This window comes from Bacillus cereus group sp. MYBK216-1 (assembly GCF_051916495.1).
Classification (GTDB): Bacteria; Bacillota; Bacilli; order Bacillales; family Bacillaceae_G; genus Bacillus_A; species Bacillus_A thuringiensis_K.
In genome coordinates this window covers 53871-76238 of record NZ_JBQAGT010000002.1, presented here as the reverse complement: position 1 = coordinate 76238, position 22368 = coordinate 53871, and the positions used below count along the sequence as shown (strand labels likewise).

Genomic DNA, 22368 nt, shown 5'->3' with positions numbered 1-22368 from the left:
CTCCTACTCTTGTTGATAATCCGCTAGCGGTTTTATATATGCTTTCACTTTTTCAAATTCCGATTGCTTCGGTACTGCATATACGTGAGAAGCCGTTTTAATTGCTGCGCTGTAGCCTTTTATATTGAACCATTCTTTCCGCTTAAAAATATGAACTTCAAGCCATATTTTATTTGTTCTTGTATCCAAAAACTTTTGAGAATTTGATTCTTTTTGCTGATCTGGTATTGTAATTTTCCCTATTAACTCTTTAGGAATTTTCACATAATACCCTTTTTCTATATCTATATATCGTTCTTCAATTGGTTTAATTCCAGATTCACTCCACTGTATGTAACGTTCAAAAAGCGGACTATCACCATGTGATTTATCCTCCCAACCTTTTGGACGTACAGTACGAACAAATTCAATAATGCCGTCTTCATTAACATCTTTACTTTCTACAACATATTCATTAAATAAATCTTCTTTCCCACCTATAGGTAATACTTCATAATGATCCTGATCAAATTTTGCTACATAAGTTATACCTGAATGAGCCCCTGTTCCCGCATCGATTACAACTGCCTTTAATGATTTAGAAATACGGCCCATTTGTATTCTTTGAATACTATTTATATACGGATCAAATGTAACCTCTGACAATACCTTAAACTTTTCAATGAACTGAACCTTCAACTGTTCATCTTTCATATACGAAACAAGGCTTATGTCTTTAAAACCATTTTTGTTTAAATCATCTATAAATAACTTCGTATACTTCTGTCTATAAAATTCCTTTATATCGTCACTCTCATTGGAAAAAACATACATTGTGTTTTCTAATAAATCACGATTGGTAGTTATTCCTATCAATAGTTCTCTTTTTCCACTCCCTGTGAAATCTCCTACCTCAACAATATCTACTTCTTCCCCATCAAATGTATAGGTTGACTTCATATTCCATCCATTATTTTTCTTCTCATATACGGCTAAATATATATGATAATCTTCATTAGGTATTTTATATACGATGACAGCTTCTTTTTTATTATCTCGTTCGAAATTCATTGACCATGTCGTCTGTTTATCTCTATTAGACATTGGAGTAAGTAAGCGATAATTAACAGGTAAATCTTTATCAATTTGTTCCTTTAATTCATTAATCCATTTTTCATTTGTAGGAGCTTCCATTAGACTTGTTGGAGCTTCAGACATTTTACATCCAGTCAATATAAAGATAATTCCCATCATGCTTAACCATTTCTGCATATGATATCTTTCCTTACCACAAATTTTGAATATGTCCTTTTACTTTTTTACCTATCCATTATACTCATACATATAAGTATAATTTTTCTAAACTAAAAAATCGTTACAGAAAAGTTACAAATACATTCCAAAAAAAAGATTGGCAAAAGCCAATCTTTTTTTATTATTCGTTTCGGACTGATTTTGGCGTTACACCTAAATGATCATTTAATTTTTTTGAAATATCTTTTACATTTTTTTCATTTGGAATGTAATAATAAATACCACCGATACGTTTATCTGTACCTTCTATTTGCAATTTTTCCATTTCCAAATTAGATCCTGCCATATTTTTTGTAATGGCAAGCATATCGTCAAATGTTAAGTTCGTTTTCATATTTTTATCAACCGCATCTAGTAAAGAGCCCATTTTGCTAATTGATTGAACAGACATCGCTTTTTTGGCAATTGCTTCTATTACAAGTTGCTGTCTCTGTCCACGCATTGCGTCACTATCAATTTTACGCGTTCTTGCAAGTGCAAGAGCTTGTTCTCCATTTAAATGTTGGTAACCTTTTTCTAAATGGATCATACCAGCTTGGTCTTTACTATCTTGTTCAGTGAAAGTAACTGGTACATCAATATCAATACCACCAATTGAATCGACAATTTGTACGAATGATTCAAAGTTAAACTTCACATAATAATCAACAGGTACATTCAAAAATCTTTCCACCGTATCGCGTGTGCTTTCTACGCCACCAAATACGTGAGCATGAGTAATTTTATCTAATTTTTTTCTAGTTGGAATGTAAACACGTGAATCACGTGGAATACTTACTAGCTTAACAGACTTATCATCTTTATTAATTGTTGCTAATAAAAGTGCATCTGTTCGAACTGCTTCGCCATATTGGCTTTTTCTCATTTCACTTCCATCTACACCCATGATTAATATTGAAATATTATCCTTTAAAGGTTCGACTTCTTTATCACGCTTTGATGACTTATCAATTTTTGCATACGCATCATTTACAACAGCTTTTGCTTTATTATATATAAACGAACCATATCCTACTCCTCCAAAAATAAGTAGGAAAAATGGAATTAATATGAACCATTTTATTGACTTTCTTTTAGAACGCTTTTTATTACTTCTCGTATTTTGTTCTAATTCAGAGCTCATACCCATTCGCCTCTCTTTCTCTTTACCAAGTATAATGTAAGTCTATTTATCTTCATATTGAATTTCCTTTCACTAACCTTACAATTTTGTAAGGTTACTACTTAAACCCAATACGTATTCCATTTCACATTATACTCTCGTACTTATTTTTGGCAAGTCACTATTTACCAATTTCAAAAATTTAGCACTTCGCAACATATAAATTTACAAATTTATTAACTCTTTCATTTTAAATTAGGATGTCTTTTTCTTAACAAACGATATGAATAAAGAATCCAGCTAATTATAAAATCTCTATGAATACAGTATATTTGACGTTATTATTTCTCAAACGGCGTATACACGCTTTTCTTCCCCTGATTATCAATGTAAGCCGACTTTGCTTTTATTTTCGTTTTTTCTACTTCCATGTCTTCATTTGAGAAGTTCACAATGATTTTAATATCTTTTCCATAAGAAACAGATTGTACTAGCTTATCTTCTGACAAATACGCAAAATTCGTCATCTCTTCTTTTACTGCTTTTTCATGAACTTCATTCCAAACTTTTAGATGCTCTGTAATTTCTTTTTTATGCTTATTCCACTCTACTTCATCTAAATGGTACAACGGAGGAACATTATACAATAATTCAGACAGCATTCGATTTCCAACTTCATCTTTTACCTTTAAACTTCCCCATTCCCAATGATGCGTTGTAATAACGGAATCATTGTATACTAATTTATATAATGGTACCGAATATACTGGGTTTAAATATACTTGTTTATATTCTTCTTTCAATGGTACTTGTTTTGCATATTTTTCAGGCACATTTTGATTTGGTGACCAATATCCACCGACATAATACGGACTTGTTTTATTTTTCCGCATATCTTCATCGTCCCATTTAATAACAGGTGTTTCAATTCCATGTGCAAATGCAATCGTACTACTAGCAAAATCATTTCCGCCTTCAGAACCAACGACCATACCCTTTTCTTGCGCAATGTAGTCCATTCGTTTTAAACGTGCTTTTAAATCTTGCTCTTGCGTCGTTATATGTTTCGCTGAATAGTCATCGTAAATTTCACCTGTCGCATCACAATCAATAAACCATGAATTATATTTAGGACCATTTTGTAATATATCATTCATGCGTTCCTTTACACTAGGCAGCGATAAAGTCGGATTTAACTTGCGACCTCTTCCTAAAAAGCCTTGCACCTTTTCTCCGTTTTTCTTCGTTACAGTAGCCTCTTCATATAATGACGGGTCATTAAAGGATGCTGTGTTCCAATTTTTATCACTTTTTTCGTGAATGGAATGATACGAATCATACGGACCAACTAAATACCCCATTTCCTTAGCTTTTGTCACGAAATTAGGTTGCATAAATCCTTGTTCCCAGTTCGGCATACCAATCCACGCTTTTTCTATTCCTGCCTCTTTCATTTCCTTTAATATATCCGTTCCATCTGCATTACCCCATTTACTTACCTCTTCAACCGCATCACCAAGTAGCGACTTTAATAAATGCTTATTTAAGCTATACAATTCTGTATTCGTTAAGTGACCTACACCTTTCTTTAATAGCACACTAGCTTCCTGATTAACGTTTTGAAAAATATCCTCTTTATAAAATTCCTTCATCGATAATACTTCGTTTATATAACGTAAAATAACATTTTTTTGATACTTATCAATGAAATCTTGTTTACTTACTTGATCCAATACATTCAGTTCCCCAGGCTCGGAACTATTCTTTTGAATAAGTTCTTTTATATGACTAAACAGCCGGCTATTTATTTGCTCCCTTAGTTTTGGCCAATTTATATTATTTTCTAATAAACCATTTTGATTCCAAAAATAAAAATGCGCCGCTCCATATAACTTTTCGATTTCTTTATTTTTTCTAGCCTTTTCTTGTAATGTTTTAAATTCACCTTTTCGAACAATATCATCCTTATACAGTTTAGCAATGCTTACCGCATCATTATTTGTCACATATAATTGAAATCCATATGTTTTATTTTTATTTATGCTCGGAAATTCATGTGTAAAATCAAATCCTATTTTCGGATCCGAATGAAATTTCAATTCATTATTAAACATATTCGTTGCAATATATACAATTGAATATTTCGAACCATTTAATGCGAAAAACTTCATAGAAAATGATTCAGCAAATGAATATGCATCATCCTTTAAAAACTTCTTCCAATTCTCATCATTGCTCGGAATTTGCTTACCCTCCCATAACGGAAGTGTATAATTTTCAGCTTCTACTTTCGGCCATGTAAAGCTTTCTGCACCAGTCGATTCCACTTCAATGTTTAAGTGGTCTTTTTTCTTTTCTAATTTTATTTTTACTTTTTGATCTGGATATTCCCACGATGTACGATCCTTTTCTTTTTTTACATTCGATACCTTCATTTTCGGTAGGGGTTGTGATGCCTGTTCCTTTACCCCCTCATGTTCTACAGTTAATGTGAATGTTTCTGGATTTACATCATAAGTAAAATCTTTATACGTCGCTTTCTTTATTTTAGACTCTTGTACAGCATTACTACCTTTTACGTCACAACCGACTAAAGTCGAAAACGACATAGTTGTAAGAAGACATATCGCTATCATTTTTTTCATCCTCTGCACCTCCACCAATGAATATACAGATGCTTTGTTACAGGAATGTGGCAAAAAATAACAGAGCTAGCATTTTGCTAGCTCTGTTTGGAGTATTAAAAGTTGATATGAACAACTATAATTCGCTTAGAAGATATGTAATACAGTAACTGCATTTTTTCTCAACAATTATGAAACTAAACAAATCAAAATTTTAACAAGCATTCTTCAACTGAAAAAATAAGTGTATACAATGTATCCTAAAAGTAGTACTAAAATGATTATTCCTGTACCTTTCCAATTCATACCGCCTGCTATATCAACTGGACTACCCGTTTCCGCCCTATTGAGTCCGTCACGTAAAGAACCCGTAGGATTACTTTTTAATTCACTTTGTCTCATACGCTCTCTTTTTTCTTCTGGTGACTCTTTATTCATTTAATCACCTCCAAAATGAATGCACTCTTTACTTACATTATTCAAAATCAACATTTGTTTTATATTTTTTCCGAAAAAACCTAATTTAAAATACGTTTGCAACGTAAAGAAAGCTAGCCATGCCAGCTTTCTTTACGTTCCAATATGCTCTTCCTTATTTACAATAATACCTTTATGGTCGATTTCAAGCTCACATACTTTCATATCTGTAAATACTCTCGCTAATTGCTCAGCGATTTCTTGACGTTTCTCATATGGCGTTAATATAAAAATAGATGGCCCCGCACCGCTAAGTGCTGTGCCGTACGCACCAAATTCTTTTGCGCATTTACGAATAGATGGTAATAATGGTACGAGTTCTAAACGATATGGTTCGTGAAAATGGTCTCTCTCCATCATTTCACCTACAACTTCCCACCGCTTTTGACATAATGCAGCTACTAATACGTTACTTATCGCACTAGCTTTAACTGCCTCATGAAACGGAAACATCTTTGGTAATACAGATCGACTTTCATCTGTATTTAATTCTGCATTCGGAATGAGAGAAATTACACCCAATTCCTTGCTCTCAATTCTTACGACGGAAACATCCTTTCCATCAAGTGCTCCAATTACAGTTCCACCTAATATAGAAGCAGCAACATTATCAGGATGTCCTTCAAAATTTGTAGCAATTTGAACTTTTTGATCAGCAGTTAAGTTCAAATTGCCTAGTTGATTCGCAAGCTCTATCCCGGCTACAATTGCTGATGCACTACTTCCTAGCCCTCTCGTTAATGGGATATTACTAGTAACTTCTATTATATGGGGTGATATAGAAGGACATACTTTACATGCCGTGCTAACGATTAAATTTTTATCGTCTGTCGGAATTGATTCTTCAAAGGAATGGATTACTTGCCATTTATCAACTTTTTCTTTAACCACCACATCTAAATACAATGACAAAGCTATTCCAACTGAATCAAATCCAGGACCAACATTCGCCGTACTAGCAGGGACACGAACGCTAAATGGTATCACGACATAATCACCCCTTTAATATGATCTTTAATTTGTTCTATATCATTTGACACACTTGCGATGTCTAGTTGATTTGAAGAAATAGCGATATCAGGATCCTTCAAACCATTTCCAGTTAATACTGCAACAACTGTTTCTCCCTTTTTGATTTTTCCAGATTCAACATGTTTAATTACGCCGGCTAATGAAGCATTTGATCCCGGTTCAGCGAAAACTCCTTCAGTTTTTGCCAATAACCTATACGCATGTAAAATTTCTTCATCTGATACCATATCTATTTCACCGTGAGACTGCTCAGCAGCCTCTACTGCGTATGACCAACTTGCCGGGTTACCGATTCGAATCGCTGTTGCAATTGTTTCAGGCTCTTCAATTACATGCCCTTTTACAATTGCAGCTGCTCCTTCCGCTTCAAAGCCATGAATTCTTGGCTTCTTATAACCTTTTTCTTTCTCATATTCACAGAAACCTTTCCAATATGCTGTAATATTTCCTGCGTTCCCAACAGGGATAGCTAGAACATCTGGTGCATTTTGCAATTGGTCACAAATTTCAAATGCTGCCGTTTTTTGCCCTTCAATTCGATAAGGATTTACTGAGTTTACTAACGTAATTGGCTCTTCTGCAGCAATATTTCTTACAGCCTTAAGTGCATCATCGAAATTCCCTTCTATTGAAATGATTTCAGCACCATAGGCAACTGCTTGTGCTAATTTTCCATGTGCAATCTTTCCTTCCGGTATTACGATAATGCATTTCATCCCAAGACGTGCCGCATATGCTGCAGCTGATGCTGATGTATTACCTGTTGATGCACAAATGATTGCTTCTGAACCTTCTTCTTTCGCCTTAGCAACTGCCATGACCATGCCACGATCTTTAAAAGAACCTGTCGGATTCGCTCCTTCGTACTTACCATATAGCTGAATCCCTAATTGTTTTGATATATTTAATAATGGAATAAGTGGTGTGTTTCCTTCCATTAAGCTGACATCAGGTGTATTTTCATTCACCGGTAAATAAGACGCATACTGTTTTAATAGTCCTTTATACATATTGTTTTTCCTCCTCAATAATGTAGTAACTGTTTATTTCACTTGCGACAGCTTCTATCGCTTCTAAAACTCGTTCGAATTGATACTTGGAAGTTCGATGTGTCACAACCACGACTTCTGCCAGTTCACGGTTTAAAGGTAATTGAATAACTTCTTTTAAACTTACAGAATAATTAACGAAACATTCTGTTATTTTCTGTAACATCCCAGGCTCATCTCGTAATGAAATACGTAAGAAATATTTCGAAACTACTTCTTCATCACCTTGTAATTCATAAGGAACTGGTTCTTTTAACGCACTTTTATTTTTCGGAACTTGATTCATATTTTTAACGATTGAAATAATATCACTTACTACAGCAGAACCAGTCGGTAACTTCCCAGCTCCGGGTCCATAAAACATTACTTCTCCTACCGCTTGGCCATGAACATACACCGCATTAAATTCATTATTCACATTTGATAATGGATGCTGGCTCGGTAAAAGCGTCGGTTCTACACTTAAATGAATGGCTGGTCCTTGTTTTTCAGCCTTACCAATTAACTTCATAGTAAATCCTAACTTTTCAGCCATTTGTAAATCTTCTTTTTCGACCTTTCGAATCCCTCTTACTTGCACATCATCTAATGAAACATTCATCGAAAAACCTAAGTTTGCAAGAATTGCTACTTTTCTCGCCGCATCTAGTCCATCTACATCTGCTGTCGGATCCGATTCTGCAAAGCCTAATTTTTGTGCTTCCTGTAAAGCCTCTTCATAAGACCATCCATTTTGACTCATTTTTGTTAACATATAATTTGTTGTACCATTTACAATTCCCATTATTTTTTCAATTTGATCTGAAGCTAATCCATCCGTTAATCCTCTTAACACTGGAATACCGCCCGCTACACTCGCTTCGTAACATAAATCACAATCATTATCGTTCGCCAGTTGAAGAAGCTCTGCACCATATACAGCCATTAAATCTTTATTTGCTGTTACGACATGTTTTTTATTTCGTAAAGCCTTAACAATATGCTGTTTTGCTTCTTCAATTCCGCCCATTACCTCTACTACAATATCAATATTTGAATCATTTAGAACTTCATCTGCATGACTTGTTACTGCAATTCCGTCAATACAAACATCGCGTTCTTTTTCCAAATCACGTACAACGACTGTTTTCACTTTCACTTCGTATCCTGTATCAAGAGCGATTTTTTTATAATGTTCTTTCAAAATATGGACAACACCACTTCCGACCGTACCTAAACCTAATACCCCAACATTTATAACGTTATTCATCTTCTAATCTCCTCCTACAATTTTATTATTTATCTCTATCAATCACCTTACTCTGCTTTTTAATCATGCAGGTGGTGGTTATTTCCGTACGTACAAATCGTTCCATGTTACTGCACCTCCTTTCAAAGTAAAAAAACACACCCATCCCTAGGAAAGGGACGAATGTGTTTTCGTGGTTCCACCCTTGTTCCAATCTAGACGTATTTCTCCCTAGATTGCTCAAGTTCAGATAACGGCTGATACCGCCAATAATTACTAGATTACTCGTTCACTATTGAAGTTCAAAGGTGGTAAAATCATTTCTCGTGTTAGGAAGCTCACACCCTTGGCTTCCCTCTCTGTAAACCGTAAAAATGATTTCGTGTCCTTATCGTTACTTTTTCGTTCATGTTTATTTGTTAACTCATTATACTCGCATAAAAAACAAAATCAATACTATTTTTAATTATTTTAAATTTTCAATCTCTTATACCATAAAAAAACACACTCATCCCTAGGAAAGGGACGAATGTGTTTTCGTGGTTCCACCCTTGTTCCAATCTAGACGTATTTCCTCCTAGATTGCTCAAGTTCAGATAACGGCTGATACCGCCAATAATTACTAGATTACTCGTTCACTATTGAAGTTCAAAGGTGGTAAAATCATTTCTCGTGTTAGGAAGCTCACACCCTTGGCTTCCCTCTCTGTAAACCGTAAAAATGATTTCGTGTCCTTATCATTACTTTTTCGTTCATGTCTATTTGTTAATTTATTATAGTTATCAAATTTTTAAAAAGCAAGCCTATTTTTACTAACTATTTTCAAAATAATTTTTTATTATATTTCACAATAGCATTATGCAACTGCCACTCAATTTACCTATTTTGTCATTTCTCCAGTTTATAAATCAACGGTTCATATATAAAGTGAAACTTTAATCAGTGGGGATTTTGTTCATCCCCACTGATTATTAGCCTTCACCATTCGGGCTTTTACCGGCAGTTGATCCCCACCTAACTTCTTTGCTTTCGCTGAATTTTGAGGTAGGGGTGTTACTGCCCGTTAATGCGGGATAAATTCCCATTCTAAAACCCGTACATACTCACCTTACAAAATTATATCAATAAAATTTTTAATACAATCTTTTGGTATAACTTTCTTCTAAAGAACGTGCAACATCTTCTTCTGAAGCATTCACTTTCGCATGCTCTAACAACATTTTTGCCGCTGAAGGTAACTCTTTTTTATGTAACCAAGATTCTGGATCCCACATCTTAGAACGAATAAACGCTTTTGCACAATGAATGTAACACTCTTCTATTTCAACAACAATTCCAAGCAACGGATTACGTCCATTCGCCTGCATTTCTTTCAAAATTTCTTCGTCGTTTGTAATATACGCTCGGCCATTTATTCTGAGTGTCTCCCCAAGACCTGGAATAAAAAAGATTAGTCCTACACGTGGATTTGAAATAATATTCAAAATGGAGTCCATACGGCGATTTCCTGGCCTTTCTGGAATGATAATTTTATTATTATTGAGTACGTATACAAATCCAGGTGCGTCTCCTCTCGGCGAGGCGTCACACTCCCCCAACTTATTTGCAGTAGATAATACTAGAAAAGGAGATTTAGAAAGGAAATCTACACAATGGTGGTCTAATGATGAAATAACTTTTTTCAATGCTCGCTCACTTGGTTTCCCCAATATTTTCCGTAACTCTTCCTCTGTTGAAATAATCGATTTTATTTCCATACGCTCTATCTCCACTTATAATCGCCCCTTTTTCTTTATTTTCCCAAAATTCAATACGAATATTGTATAATAAAATTTGCAGAAAGGGGAATTAAAATGACAGAGTGGTTAACAATATTTGATTCTGAAAGAAATACACTTGGGAAGAAATTACGCGATGAAGTGCATCGTGACGGTGATTGGCACGAAACATTTCATTGTTGGTTTGTAGAAAAAGATGCTAAAGATATATTCTTATATTTCCAATTACGCTCTAAAAATAAAAAAGAAGCTCCAAACATTTGGGATATTACTTCAGCCGGACATATTATGCATGATGAAGATGTACAAAGTGGTGGTCTTCGTGAAATTGAAGAGGAATTAGGGCTTTCTTTCCAAACGACTGATTTAGCATACAAGGGCATTTTTAAAATAGATTATGAAATTTCAAATCTTACGGATCGCGAGTTTTGTCATATGTATTTCCACAATGTCATCAATCCACTTCCATTCGCACCAGGTGAAGAAGTAGACGATGTGATGAAAGTACATGCAACTTCTTTTCTACAACTATTAAATGGAGAAATTTCATCTTTTACAGCTATTTCTGTTTTAAACAATAAACCAATTACAATAACATTTGAAGATATTTACCCGTATGATCTTGCATACTATGAATTTGTTATAGAGAAAGGAAAAGAATTATTAAAAAATAATAGTTTATAAATAAAATAGGACTCTTAGCATAATATTGCGTAGAGTCCTTTTTTTTATTATTGTTCAAGTATCTTTAATTTATTCTCTACTTGTATAAATAAACGAATAAATAATAACAGCATAACCACCATAATCGCTATTATTGTATGTGGATATCTAAACAGTATACTAATAACACTTCCAATTAACATCATGATGAATCCATTTTGCTTCATCACTTCTGCACTATACCTGTTACCCGCACCCCATAATTCCTTATTTTTCATAGATCGTTTCGTACGATAACCATATGCCGCATTAATATCGGTCGGTGGATTTTTTTGAAGAATAATTGCCGCAAGTATAAAAATAATACTAATCAATATGCTTATTCCTATGTTTACTAGTGCATAAATCAATTAGATCCCCCCTAACTTACACTTTCATTATACGACAAAACCCTATTTTTTCCAATTCATAACACATTCACTTTCTCTCTTTTGATGTCTGGAACATACTCGGAAGTGTTACAAAACGTGCCCCTTTCGTTTTTAACTGCGAAATGATTTTGTCTAGTGCATCTACAGATCCTTGTAAATGCCCACCTGGTGTTGAATGTTGGAGGATGACACTTCCAGGAAATGAATTCCCTAACACATTATTTGTAATCGTATCAGCACTCACACCTTTCCAATCAACCGTATCAACACTCCACTGTACAATCATAAAATTTTGCTCTGTGGCCCATTTTAATTGATTTTCAAGTATTTCACCGTATGGCGGACGTATAAACTTCGGTGCATAACCAGCTAAACGATTTAATATTTCTTCCGTTTTTATAATTTGATTACGGTACTCATCCTCATTTACTTTCGCTAAGTTCGGATGACTATACGTATGATTACCAATTACATGCCCTTCATTTGCAATACGCTTTACTACGTTCGGAAATTTTTCTGCGTTTTCACCAAGTAAGAAAAAAGTAGCTTTTACATTATGTTGTTTTAACTTATCTAATATTTTTGGCGTAAATTCTAAATCTGGTCCATCATCAAATGTAAGAGCTACTTCCGCTTTATTATACGGTCCTGAAAATGCGTACGCATATTTTTCAACCCATGTAAATGGTGTCCACGATCCACGATCATCTGCTTTCATTTGTACTTCATAGCTTTGAGGGATATATGCGTATGGCAATGCGCTTATATAGTCTCCATAATAAAATGAGTTATATGGCATATAAGCATACGAAACATCTCGTTCTAGTCCCCATTGATATGGAGCAAACATTTCTGGCGAATAAAAATAATACATGATAAAAAACCTCCCTAAATTTTCATATGTGATTCATCTGCACTTTGTTAGAGAAATTGTTATTCATAAACAAAAATAAGACTGTCCTTAATTAGGACAGTCTTACTGCTTACTATTATTAATAAATCGATGTACTATCTTTTGGCAAAGCTTTCACATGTTTTAAATAGTTCGTCACTTTATCATCATCATCTTGCGGATATTGATATTCATACGTGTTAGCAATTTCGTTCGCCACTTCCCTAAATAAATCACCCATGACAAAGAATGAATCCCATATGTTTTCATATTCTGCATTAGAAAATGTTCTTTTAAATTGCTCCCACATATCTTCTTCAATATATTGCTCAAAATGCTTTCCAAACTTCCCTGTATTAACTGTAAAGTCTGTTTTCATACCAATATACCATTCTAGCATTACGATGAACATATCTCGCACTGGTCCTTCAAGCATTCCTTTTGCATAAGAAAGCTCCTCTCTCCATAACCCTTTTGCGATATTCGTACTACACCACCAAAATTCATTACAGCAATCTAAAAACTCTTTTTCTGTAGGCTTTTTTACTAAGTAATCTTTATCGCTTGCTGGTGGGAATTCTTCCAGAGAATTATCTTTATCAAGAAGCAGTTTACTTAAACTATCTTGTCCAACGAACTTTTGTATTAACTCAACTGGAACTAGCGTTAAATCAATCCTATTCCCATCCATGAACTGCATTAAATATGGAAACTTCCCGTCTTCATCTGGTGGAACTAACGACATTTCTTCTGGCATTTGTACAATCATTATTTCTCCAAATCTATGAATCCAATTATGATTAGACGTAAAAGATTGTATATCATTTACAACATACATAATATCATAGTCTTGAAAACAATCTCTTTTCACATTTGGATTTACACGCGATCCATTCATGATAACTGCTCGAATTCTTTCATCCTCTTTTGCTATATTTATAATTACGTCTAGCATTTCTTTTTCAGTTCTCATCTATTTATAGCCTCCAATTTTTTAATATACAATATAATGCTATGTATACTGGAGGTCCACGAGCTAATCTCGTTATACACGATACATGTTATAATTTTTGAAACTTCTTTTTCATCCCTTTTCCCTCCTTACATCACTCTTTTACAACTACCATTCCTTTCAATTTACCAATGCTTTCTACCATTCACTTTTAATTATACAGAAAATTCTGTCTCGAATACAAAAAATAAAGAAGGGACACCTACCCCTTACAGAATAGATATCCCTTCTTTTAAAGTTAAATTTAATTCCTATGGATTAGTAGACCAAAGTCCAGCAGATTTAATAAATGTACGTTTATTTAATTTCAGCTGCGCTACGATAAATTCTGCAATATCTTCCGCTTGCATTACTTTATCAGGGTTTCCATCAGTTAATCCTAAATCTACAGCCATATCAGTTGCTACTGTACTTGGAGTTAAAGCTGTTACACGAATGTTATGTTTGCGAACTTCCATCGCTAACGATTCTGTTAAGCCAAGGACACCAAATTTAGAAGCACTATATGCACTTGTTACAGGTGCACCTTTTTGTCCTGCTGTAGATGAAATGTTAATGATATCACCAGATTGTTGTTCAATCATGCTCGGTAAAGCTGCACGAGTTGCATAGTATACACCCATTAAGTTTACTTGAATGATTTTTTCCCAATCAGCAACGTCTAGTTCTAAAAACTTACCGAATTTAGAAATACCAGCGTTATTAATTAAAATATCAATAGATCCTAAACCATTTTTTAACGTTTCAATCGCAGTTGTTACTTCTTCGTATGAAGAAACATCTGCAGTTGCAATAACAGCTTTTACGCCTTCTGCTTCTACTTCTTTCGCTACAGCTTTTAAGTTTTCTTCTGAGCGAGCTAAAAGTCCTACATTTACGCCTTCTTTCGCTAATGCAATCGCTACAGCGCGACCAATCCCTCTACCTGCTCCTGTAATTAAAGCATTTTTGCCTTGTAATAATTCTGCCAAGTATAACACTCCTTAATCATTTCAGTTATGTATTATATTAAAATTGTATCTATGTTTATGTAAAAAGGCAATGATGCACTTTCATGTGCGTAGGTTACTTATAGGTAACTATAGAAAATTACTATGCATTCATTGCACGTATTTATCATTATTCATGCAAAATAAAGACACCCTCCTCATAAAAGAGTGTCTGCGTATGAAATAAAAAATGGTTCTTTATCACTACACTATTTTTCTTCATAATTAGGAATACGCACAATAAATTCAGTACCTTTTCCTTCCTCACTCTCCACTTTTATCTCTCCTTGATGAAGGTCGAGTACTTTCTTTACAATAGCTAAACCTAAGCCACTTCCTCCATAGGCACGATTTCGTGAAGAATCCGCTTTATAAAAACGCTCAAAAATATGTTGTTTCTGTTCTTCTGATATACCAATTCCTGAATCACGGATAAGCACTTCCACTACTGTCTCATGTTCCTTTAACTGAATAGTAATTGTACCACCGCTTGGAGTAAATTTAATACTATTATGAATTAAATTAATCCACACTTGACTCATACTTTCTTGGTCAGCAATAACATGTACTTTTTCTAAATCTAGTTCTAACTCAATTTCTTTTTCAGCCCAGAGTGGTTCACTATTTAACACAATTTGCTTTAATTGTTGATCTAATCGATAGCTCACTCTTTCTGGTGTATACTCATCTGATTCTAAAAGAGTTAGCTTCAATAAGTTTTGACTTAGTTTAGATAATCTCGTTGTTTCAGTTTCAATAATGGTAAGATAATGCTTTCTTTTTTCCTCAGAAAGATTATCGTCTTGTAGTGCTCTAGCAAATCCTTTTATAGAAGTTAATGGTGACTGTATTTCATGAGAAACATTCGATACAAACTCTTGTCTCATTTTCTCCATCGTATTCAGTTCATCTGTCATATCATTTATACTTTTTACGAGCACGCCAATTTCACCATCATACTTTTCTTCATTTCTTATTTTTACGGAGAAGTCTCCTTTTGCAATTTTTTGTATCGGTTCAATAATAGTCCAAATCATCGCCTCTCGTTTTGGTCTCATTAATATTCCAATCAATGTCCAAATAAAAATAATAAATACAAAACCGACCATATCACTAATTAGAAAGGTAACAAACGGCGATACGTTTACGTCAAAAACATTCAATATACTAGTTGCTACATAAAATGCGATAGACCAAATGATAGTAAGAAAAGAAAAGAGCGCTAATACCGCTCCAAATACTTTCAGCATCTTCAACTTACTCAATCGTTTTCTTTTTCTCATTTACTTACCTCTAAGCGATACCCTAATCCTCTTATTGTTTTAATACTAAATTTCGACTGCTCTTCTTGAAACTTCTCACGTAACCGATTAATATGAACGTCTAGTGTACGTTCATTCCCTTCAAAATCATATCCCCATATTTCTTCAATTAATTGCTCTCTCGAACAAGTTCTTCCCGATTTAGACCCTAAAGTAAAGAGCAGCTCAAATTCTTTTAACGGTAACGTAACCGTTTGTTCTCCAGATGTAACTTCGAATGTTTTACGATTTAATAATACATTTCCAACTTGAATCGATTGGGAAACTGTAATTTGGTAACGTTTCAATAATGCCTTTACCCTCATTACTAGTTCTATAGGGTCAAATGGTTTTACAAGATAATCATCTGTCCCAAGGTGAAATCCTTTTACTTTTTGTGATGTTTCCCCTTTGGCCGTTAGCATCAGAACCGGGATATCATAGTATTTTCTTAATTCAAAACATACATCAAACCCATCCATATTTGGCATCATGATATCAAGAATAACCATATCGACTTTTACGTCATCCATTTTCTGAAGTGCATCTACTCCATCAATTGCCTCATATGTTTGAAAACCTTCTCGTTCTAAAAATACAGAAACGAGTTCTCTAATGTGTGGATCGTCGTCTACTATTAAAATTTTAGGTATCAAAGGAACCATTTCCTTTCTACTTAGCATCTAATATATTGTTTAAAAATGAATCATCAGTGGAGTAAAATCTCACTGATGATTCATTTTATAATGCACCCTCTTTAATTTTCAATTGCTGCGTTGCAAACTCACGATACATATCATGCGTCTGTAATAATTCATCATGCGTACCACTACCTGTAAGATTCCCTTTCTCAATAAAGACAATTTTATCTGCATCTACAACAGTAGAAAGTCTATGCGCAATTACTAACGTTGTTCTGCCTTTCATTAAGTTATTTAACGCTTTTTGAACGACAGACTCAGATTTACTATCTAAGCTTGAAGTCGCCTCATCTAGCATAAGAATTTGCGGATTTCGAAGTAACGCTCGGGCAATGGCAATTCGCTGTCTTTGTCCCCCAGAAAGCTTCACACCACGTTCTCCAACTTCTGTTGCATAACCGTTTGGTAAGTCATAAATAAATGCATCAACATATGCCATTGCTGCTACTTTTTCAATTTCTTCATCCGTTACTTCGCCCTCAACGCCATAACAAATATTATCACGAATCGTTCCATCAATTAACGGACTATCTTGTGATACGTAACCGATTTGACGTCGCCATGACTGTAATGAATAACTCGTAACTGATTCTTTTCCTAATTTAATGGCACCACTGGTTGGCTCATAAAAACGTTCCAATAATGAGAATAACGTTGTTTTCCCACTACCACTTGGTCCTACAATCGCTGTCACTTTTCCAGATTCAATTGTGAAATCAATATTTTTTAAAACTTGCTCTTCTTCGTTATACTCAAAATGTACATTTTCAAGAACGATCGGTTGCTTAGCATTTGTCACTTTCACACCAGTTTCATGATCTTCTACTTCATATTCTAAAATCGTACTAATTCTTTCCGTCGCACCAATTGCCTTTTGGAATTGTGTAAAGAACATAGATAATTGACTCATCGGCATTACAATTTGAACTAAATACAAAATAAACGCTACAAGTTCACCAGTTGTTAATGCACCGCTAGAAACTCGCATCCCGCCATATCCTACGATAATAACAAGTAGTGCCATTAAAACAAACGACATAACTGGCGAAATTAATGCTTGCACTTTTCCTTCTTTCAAACCAAATTGTAATAACTTTTGTATACCTGTGTTACCCGTTTCATATTCTCTTTTTTCTGTATTTGAAGATTTCACTAAACGAATTTCTGATAACACTTGCGTTAACACACTTGTAAAAGATGCCGTTTCATCTTGAAGCGCTTTTGAAATCTTATACATTTTTCGTCCAAGTGGAACTAAGATTAACACAGACAACGGAATAACCGTTAAAAGTAACGCAGTCATTTTCCAATCTAAAACAAATAATACAATTAACGATCCAACAATTGAAATACCACCTGTTAATAAGTTTGACAAATGCTCAGAAATTAACGTTTTCACTACACCTGTATCATTCGTCATACGGCTAATTGTATCACCTGTTCTATTTTGATCGTAATAAGATACCGGCAAGATAAGTACCTTTTTCCACAAACGTTCTCTTAGTCCCGCTACAATCTTCTGCCCAATATAATTTAGTAAATATATAGACAACCCTGCCGCAATAGTTTGCATTACAAAGAAAGCAACTAATCCAACAATTTGTCCTGCACTAATTGAAGAAAGCGAAAAATTATCTACTAATCCTTTTGTAAGCATAGGAATAAATAAACTCGCTCCCGTAGAAAGCAAACTCATTAATAACGCAAAAACTAAAATTCCTTTCGGAGGATTTGTATCTTGAATAAGGCGTAAAAACTGCCTCCAACTCCCTTTTTTCTTCATTTCATTTCTAACTTCCATTCCTGTTCATCTCCTCGTGTTAAACCAAACTGTTCTTTCTAAAATTAGAATACGATACAAATGTAAACTGAATGTAAACACACTTTTTCTATTTTTACAAAATATACATAAAAACTCATCTTTACAACAGATATAAACATCTGATATTATTACCTGGTACTTAATATTATTCTATGTAAATTATAGATAAATAATTTAAAACACGATATAAATCTCCAGTTAGTGAAAGGAGTATCCTTTTTGCAAACAAATATACATTCTGAAAAGGAAACAATTATTTTTATTCATGGATTAGTTGGCAATCGTCGCGCCTTCAAAAAGGAGCAAAAACGTTTTTCTGCCTCCTACAACATTATAACTTATGACTTATTAGGTCACGGTGATGATAAAGGAGAAGCAATCGACTTTTCATTACAGCGCCTCGTAGATCAATTATTAAACTTATATGAACAAGAAGATATTAAAAAAGCACATATTTGTGCGCTAAGTTACGGCTGTTACATCTCTACAATTTTTGCACAAATGCATCCAGAAAAAGTATTAAGTATTTGTCATATTGGAGGACATTACAATAACCCTTCTCGTTTATATAATGTATTTCAAAATTTTTGGGAGAAGCGAGGAGATGAATACTCTAAATGGCTCTCTCAATACGCAAATACTATTTTTCCAAGTGGTATACTAAAAGCAAATCCGTTCGCAGTCATTTCAAGAAATATTTACTACCGTTTCGGATTACAATTACATTCATCCATAATTGCCCAGTCATTACGACATAGGTTAGAATTCGATTTAAAATCTAAATTAAAATCACTTCCTCACCCTATACTATGGGTAATGGGAGAGCATGATCATCTCTATAAATCTTGTCTATTTGATTTAAAATCTATTTTACCTAACGTTCTATATAAGGAAATACCGTTAGCGGGACATGCAGCTAACTTATTTCGTCCTAACTATTTCCATGACTTATATGATCGATTTTTAAATGGAAAGTTAAAATAAAAACTATTAAACTTCCAATTTATTCAACTATAAAAAGGCTTCCCAAATTTCCTTGGAAAGCCTTTTCTCTATACGAAAAGTATATAAAACTACTTTTTCTTAGTATGCTTTTGTGTAACCTAATAGGTGCTTGCTCCAGTAAGAATTACTTACAGAACTAATACGTACACCAGTTGCATCTGTTTCTGCACTAATGAACTGACCGTTTCCTAAGTAAACACCCATGTGAGAAGGACCTGATTTATAAGTATTTTGGAAGTATACTAAATCACCTGGTTGTGGATTGCTAGTTTTTGTTTTAGAGCTCCAGTATCCAGCAACTGTTTGACGAGCGCCTTTATGACCAGTTTGATTTAATACGTAGTGAATGAATCCACTGCAATCAAAACCAGCAGGTGTTGTACCAGCAGTTCTGTATGGTGAACCATTTAAAGATCTAGCGAATCCAGCGATTGAAGATGTATCTCCACCTGTTGTTGGTTTTTGTACGTCTTTACCTGGTTGTTGAACGTTATTTGTAACATTATTGTTATTTGTAACGTTGTTTACTCCGCCTTTTACAAACTTAACGAAGTCTGCACTTACGTAACCTGTGCGGCCGTTATGGTTAATTTTGTACCAACCATTTTCAGCGCCAGTAACGTTTAATACTTTACCATTTGTTACTCCACCGATTACAGCGTTGTATGTAGCTGGGCCTGTACGTACTTTTAAAGCACCAGTGTTAACAACATAAGAACCACCAGTTTGAACTGTTGTAGTATTGTTGTTTGTAGTTGGTTGTTGTGTTTGGTTAGATACAGCAGAACCACCTTTTGTTACGAAGTCTTTGCTTACGTATCCAGTTCCACCATTGAAGTTGATTTTAAACCAATCTTGTACTTCACCTACAACTTGTACTGTTTTACCTTTATTTACAGAACCTAATACTGTATGAGATGTACTTGGGCCTGTACGTACGTTAAGTGAAGAAACGTTTACTGTGTAAGTACCTGTTCCTTGTTGAACAGTCGTTCCTGTTTTGCCACCAGTCGTTACGAAGTCACCACTTACATAACCTGTTTGACCATTTACGTTTACTTTGAACCAACCATTTTCTTGTCCAACTACTTGTAGCACTTGGCCTGATTTTACTTTAGAAATAACGTTATGTCCTGTACCAGCACCTGAACGAACATTTAATACATCAGCAGTTACTGTGTATTTTAATTCAGAAGTTGTTTCTACAGTTTTTGTTTCAGTTACAGTCGTTTGAGTTTGAGTTTGAGTTTGTCCATTAATTTCTTTTAGCGCTTCATTTGAAACTTGTGCATGAGCAGAATCCATTCCTGGAACTGCAACGCCAGCTACAGAAGCTGCTGCTAAACCTGCAATTACTTTTTTCATAAGTTGTCTTTACTTCCTTTCCCTACTATCCTCTTAAAAAAAAATTAAAACTTAATACTTTACAATATTATCAAAGTAAAATATTCATCCAGTTCCATTTTTTAGCAAGAGTTTTATTTTTCACACAGAGTTCATTTTAAATGAACGAAGTGAAATCCGTGTGAACTTCATGTGAACTTTATCATTAAACACAGTGTTTTTGCAATGATTTTTTCAAATTTCTCATATATCGCATGAAAATTCGACATTTCATTTAATATCTCAATATAAAACATCCCTTTTCTATCTTTTATAAAAAATTCTATTAACCTAATACAAACTCAAGTATGTATTTCCTTATAAAGCTCCTTACATGAAGTATACTTTCATCATGACAAAAATCACTCTATTTATCAATAGTATAATATTTTTAGAAAACTAAATTTCTATACTATCTACATTTTTGAAATAATTTGACGAATTGTAAGATTTATTTCAAAAAAGCCATTTCTCCTTTAAAGAAAACACACACTATATCAATTGTTCTCTTTTTCCCATAATGGAATTTATAGGATATTTATAGTATTATATACATATCTTAATAAAAAAGAATTTTAGCGAATTGATTAAAGTTTCATTCCCTTATAAAATGAAACTTTAATCAGTAAGGGTTTTATACATCCTCCGCTAATTATTAACCCTCACCACTCGGGCTGCCCATTAATACGGAGTTTTATTGGAATAAAAAGAGGAGGCATATTTGTGAGAAATATAATAGATGATCCAATACAAAAAAACATAGAGCTATACTATGCTTTTATTCAATTCGTTTCAATGATAACATTACAAAAAGTATCAGCTATTGAAACACGTAAAAATGAATTAAAAAATCAGATGAAAAATGCCGGACAAAAAAACCTTATTACGTATAAAAAAGGTGAACAGGTTATATTCCTGTTCACCTTTTATCAAATTATTTATAAATTTTCACACGGTCCTCTAGCGGTTGGAATTCTTTTTCACCAGCCTGTACTACCGGTTTACCAAATGGCATTTGTGCAATAAGTTTCCAATTCTCTGGAACATCCCACTCTTTTCTCACTTCTTCATCAATTAGCGGATTGTAATGCTGTAACGTAGCACCAAACCCTTCAATTTCTAAAGCTGTCCAAATTGCAAATTGTAACATTCCTGATGATTGCTGAGACCAAGTTGGGAAATTATCTTTATATAATGCAAAGTTAGCTTGAAGGCTTTCCACTACTTCACTGTCTTCAAAATATAAAACCGTTCCATAACCATTTTTAAATGCATTCATTTTTTCTTCAGTAGGTGCAAAGTTATTTTCAGGTACAATTTTTCGTAACGTTTCTTTCGTAATATCCCATAATTTATCATGTTGTTCTCCTAATAAAACAACAACGCGAGCACTTTGAGAATTAAAAGCTGAAGGTGTATGTTTTACAGCATGATAAATCACTTCTTGAATTTTCTCATCAGAAACTACTTGCTCTTTACTAATTGCATAAATAGATCTTCTGTCTTCAATTGCTGAGTAAAAATCTTTTGCCATCATAATTCCCTCCAATTTTCAATTGAGGCTATTTCATATGTATATATCATAT

Annotated in this window: 19 protein-coding genes, 1 pseudogene and 2 other annotated features; of the genes and pseudogenes, 3 read left to right on the top strand and 17 right to left on the bottom strand. The window is 34.0% G+C overall.

Translation table 11 applies throughout. The features are described 5' to 3' along the window. Nucleotides 1-3: 3 nt before the first annotated feature. From ACTFRH_RS05910 to ACTFRH_RS05875, 8 genes are all read right to left on the bottom strand, one after another. The gene (locus ACTFRH_RS05910) at nucleotides 4-1251 is read right to left on the bottom strand and encodes a hypothetical protein (protein WP_001174877.1); all 1248 of its coding nucleotides are present in this window, start codon (nucleotides 1249-1251) and stop codon (nucleotides 4-6) included. 163 nt (nucleotides 1252-1414) lie between these two features. Next, nucleotides 1415-2416, bottom strand: coding sequence for an LCP family protein (locus ACTFRH_RS05905; RefSeq protein WP_002163948.1), 1002 nt, complete (start codon nucleotides 2414-2416; stop codon nucleotides 1415-1417). 320 nt (nucleotides 2417-2736) lie between these two features. Beyond that, entirely contained in the window at nucleotides 2737-5040 is a 2304-nt protein-coding gene (locus ACTFRH_RS05900) for a glycoside hydrolase (RefSeq protein ID WP_000738157.1), read from the bottom strand. 207 nt (nucleotides 5041-5247) lie between these two features. After that, a complete protein-coding gene (locus ACTFRH_RS05895; RefSeq protein ID WP_001031483.1) occupies nucleotides 5248-5457 on the bottom strand; it encodes a DUF6366 family protein in 210 nt (69 codons plus the stop codon). Nucleotides 5458-5589: 132 nt separating this feature from the next. After that, on the bottom strand, nucleotides 5590-6483 hold the full coding sequence (gene thrB / locus ACTFRH_RS05890; RefSeq protein WP_000612103.1) for a homoserine kinase: 894 nt from the start codon (nucleotides 6481-6483) through the stop codon (nucleotides 5590-5592). Further along, the gene (gene thrC / locus ACTFRH_RS05885; RefSeq protein WP_000276435.1) at nucleotides 6480-7538 is read right to left on the bottom strand and encodes a threonine synthase; all 1059 of its coding nucleotides are present in this window, start codon (nucleotides 7536-7538) and stop codon (nucleotides 6480-6482) included. The genes thrB and thrC overlap by 4 nt, the downstream gene beginning before the upstream one ends. Continuing rightward, complete coding sequence (locus ACTFRH_RS05880; protein ID WP_001066901.1) at nucleotides 7531-8826, bottom strand: homoserine dehydrogenase; 1296 nt, start codon at nucleotides 8824-8826, stop codon at nucleotides 7531-7533. Before ACTFRH_RS05880 ends, thrC begins: the two co-directional genes overlap by 8 nt. A 151-nt stretch (nucleotides 8827-8977) precedes the next feature. After that, nucleotides 8978-9209 (bottom strand) — a binding site (T-box leader). A 114-nt stretch (nucleotides 9210-9323) separates the two neighbouring features. Continuing rightward, nucleotides 9324-9555, bottom strand: a binding site (T-box leader). A 383-nt stretch (nucleotides 9556-9938) separates the two neighbouring features. After that, the gene (locus tag ACTFRH_RS05875; protein ID WP_089148986.1) at nucleotides 9939-10577 is read right to left on the bottom strand and encodes a pyridoxamine 5'-phosphate oxidase family protein; all 639 of its coding nucleotides are present in this window, start codon (nucleotides 10575-10577) and stop codon (nucleotides 9939-9941) included. 81 nt (nucleotides 10578-10658) lie between these two features. On the opposite strand from ACTFRH_RS05875, the gene ACTFRH_RS05870 reads away from it, so the two are divergent. Beyond that, nucleotides 10659-11267, top strand: a complete 609-nt coding sequence (locus ACTFRH_RS05870; RefSeq protein ID WP_000141385.1) for an NUDIX hydrolase — start codon at nucleotides 10659-10661, stop codon at nucleotides 11265-11267. Nucleotides 11268-11314: 47 nt separating this feature from the next. Here the strand turns inward: ACTFRH_RS05870 and ACTFRH_RS05865 are convergent, their stop codons facing one another. From ACTFRH_RS05865 to ACTFRH_RS05835, 7 genes are all read right to left on the bottom strand, one after another. Next, the gene (locus ACTFRH_RS05865) at nucleotides 11315-11656 is read right to left on the bottom strand and encodes an SdpI family protein (protein WP_000638562.1); all 342 of its coding nucleotides are present in this window, start codon (nucleotides 11654-11656) and stop codon (nucleotides 11315-11317) included. A gap of 67 nt (nucleotides 11657-11723) precedes the next feature. Then, nucleotides 11724-12551 carry a peptidoglycan-N-acetylglucosamine deacetylase gene (locus tag ACTFRH_RS05860; RefSeq protein WP_000291202.1) on the bottom strand — a complete coding sequence of 276 codons (828 nt, stop codon included), beginning with the start codon at nucleotides 12549-12551 and terminating at the stop codon, nucleotides 11724-11726. Nucleotides 12552-12669: 118 nt separating this feature from the next. Next, nucleotides 12670-13542 (bottom strand): aminoglycoside 6-adenylyltransferase, encoded by an 873-nt coding sequence (locus ACTFRH_RS05855; RefSeq protein WP_001258537.1) that lies wholly within the window; start codon nucleotides 13540-13542, stop codon nucleotides 12670-12672. A gap of 290 nt (nucleotides 13543-13832) precedes the next feature. Beyond that, nucleotides 13833-14552 (bottom strand): 3-ketoacyl-ACP reductase, encoded by a 720-nt coding sequence (locus tag ACTFRH_RS05850; RefSeq protein WP_000818985.1) that lies wholly within the window; start codon nucleotides 14550-14552, stop codon nucleotides 13833-13835. 227 nt (nucleotides 14553-14779) lie between these two features. Further along, nucleotides 14780-15853 carry an envelope stress sensor histidine kinase HitS gene (hitS, locus tag ACTFRH_RS05845; RefSeq protein ID WP_001231607.1) on the bottom strand — a complete coding sequence of 358 codons (1074 nt, stop codon included), beginning with the start codon at nucleotides 15851-15853 and terminating at the stop codon, nucleotides 14780-14782. Then, the gene (gene hitR / locus ACTFRH_RS05840) at nucleotides 15850-16527 is read right to left on the bottom strand and encodes an envelope stress response regulator transcription factor HitR (RefSeq protein ID WP_000612410.1); all 678 of its coding nucleotides are present in this window, start codon (nucleotides 16525-16527) and stop codon (nucleotides 15850-15852) included. Before hitR ends, hitS begins: the two co-directional genes overlap by 4 nt. 85 nt (nucleotides 16528-16612) lie before the next feature. After that, nucleotides 16613-18373 carry an ABC transporter ATP-binding protein gene (locus ACTFRH_RS05835; protein WP_000453889.1) on the bottom strand — a complete coding sequence of 587 codons (1761 nt, stop codon included), beginning with the start codon at nucleotides 18371-18373 and terminating at the stop codon, nucleotides 16613-16615. 240 nt (nucleotides 18374-18613) lie between these two features. On the opposite strand from ACTFRH_RS05835, the gene ACTFRH_RS05830 reads away from it, so the two are divergent. Further along, on the top strand, nucleotides 18614-19378 hold the full coding sequence (locus tag ACTFRH_RS05830) for an alpha/beta fold hydrolase (RefSeq protein WP_001194303.1): 765 nt from the start codon (nucleotides 18614-18616) through the stop codon (nucleotides 19376-19378). A gap of 99 nt (nucleotides 19379-19477) precedes the next feature. Here ACTFRH_RS05830 and entFM read toward each other — a convergent pair whose 3' ends face one another. Next, nucleotides 19478-20764 carry an enterotoxin EntFM gene (gene entFM, locus ACTFRH_RS05825; protein WP_000755516.1) on the bottom strand — a complete coding sequence of 429 codons (1287 nt, stop codon included), beginning with the start codon at nucleotides 20762-20764 and terminating at the stop codon, nucleotides 19478-19480. Nucleotides 20765-21505: 741 nt separating this feature from the next. Here entFM and ACTFRH_RS05820 point away from each other — a divergent pair. Further along, nucleotides 21506-21675, top strand: a pseudogene (locus ACTFRH_RS05820) (DNA mismatch repair protein MutT). A 41-nt stretch (nucleotides 21676-21716) separates the two neighbouring features. Here the strand turns inward: ACTFRH_RS05820 and ACTFRH_RS05815 are convergent. After that, entirely contained in the window at nucleotides 21717-22319 is a 603-nt protein-coding gene (locus ACTFRH_RS05815; RefSeq protein ID WP_198140398.1) for a nitroreductase family protein, read from the bottom strand. Nucleotides 22320-22368: the final 49 nt, after the last annotated feature.

Coding starts and splice junctions, on each gene's coding strand:
- ACTFRH_RS05910 (WP_001174877.1), bottom strand. CDS start 1,251: ATGCAGAAATGGTTAAGCATGATGGGAATTATCTTTATATTGACTGGA.
- ACTFRH_RS05905 (WP_002163948.1), bottom strand. CDS start 2,416: ATGAGCTCTGAATTAGAACAAAATACGAGAAGTAATAAAAAGCGTTCT.
- ACTFRH_RS05900 (WP_000738157.1), bottom strand. CDS start 5,040: ATGAAAAAAATGATAGCGATATGTCTTCTTACAACTATGTCGTTTTCG.
- ACTFRH_RS05895 (WP_001031483.1), bottom strand. CDS start 5,457: ATGAATAAAGAGTCACCAGAAGAAAAAAGAGAGCGTATGAGACAAAGT.
- thrC (WP_000276435.1), bottom strand. CDS start 7,538: ATGTATAAAGGACTATTAAAACAGTATGCGTCTTATTTACCGGTGAAT.
- ACTFRH_RS05880 (WP_001066901.1), bottom strand. CDS start 8,826: ATGAATAACGTTATAAATGTTGGGGTATTAGGTTTAGGTACGGTCGGA.
- ACTFRH_RS05870 (WP_000141385.1), top strand. CDS start 10,659: ATGACAGAGTGGTTAACAATATTTGATTCTGAAAGAAATACACTTGGG.
- ACTFRH_RS05860 (WP_000291202.1), bottom strand. CDS start 12,551: ATGTATTATTTTTATTCGCCAGAAATGTTTGCTCCATATCAATGGGGA.
- ACTFRH_RS05855 (WP_001258537.1), bottom strand. CDS start 13,542: ATGAGAACTGAAAAAGAAATGCTAGACGTAATTATAAATATAGCAAAA.
- hitS (WP_001231607.1), bottom strand. CDS start 15,853: ATGAGAAAAAGAAAACGATTGAGTAAGTTGAAGATGCTGAAAGTATTT.
- ACTFRH_RS05835 (WP_000453889.1), bottom strand. CDS start 18,373: ATGGAAGTTAGAAATGAAATGAAGAAAAAAGGGAGTTGGAGGCAGTTT.
- entFM (WP_000755516.1), bottom strand. CDS start 20,764: ATGAAAAAAGTAATTGCAGGTTTAGCAGCAGCTTCTGTAGCTGGCGTT.
- ACTFRH_RS05815 (WP_198140398.1), bottom strand. CDS start 22,319: ATGATGGCAAAAGATTTTTACTCAGCAATTGAAGACAGAAGATCTATT.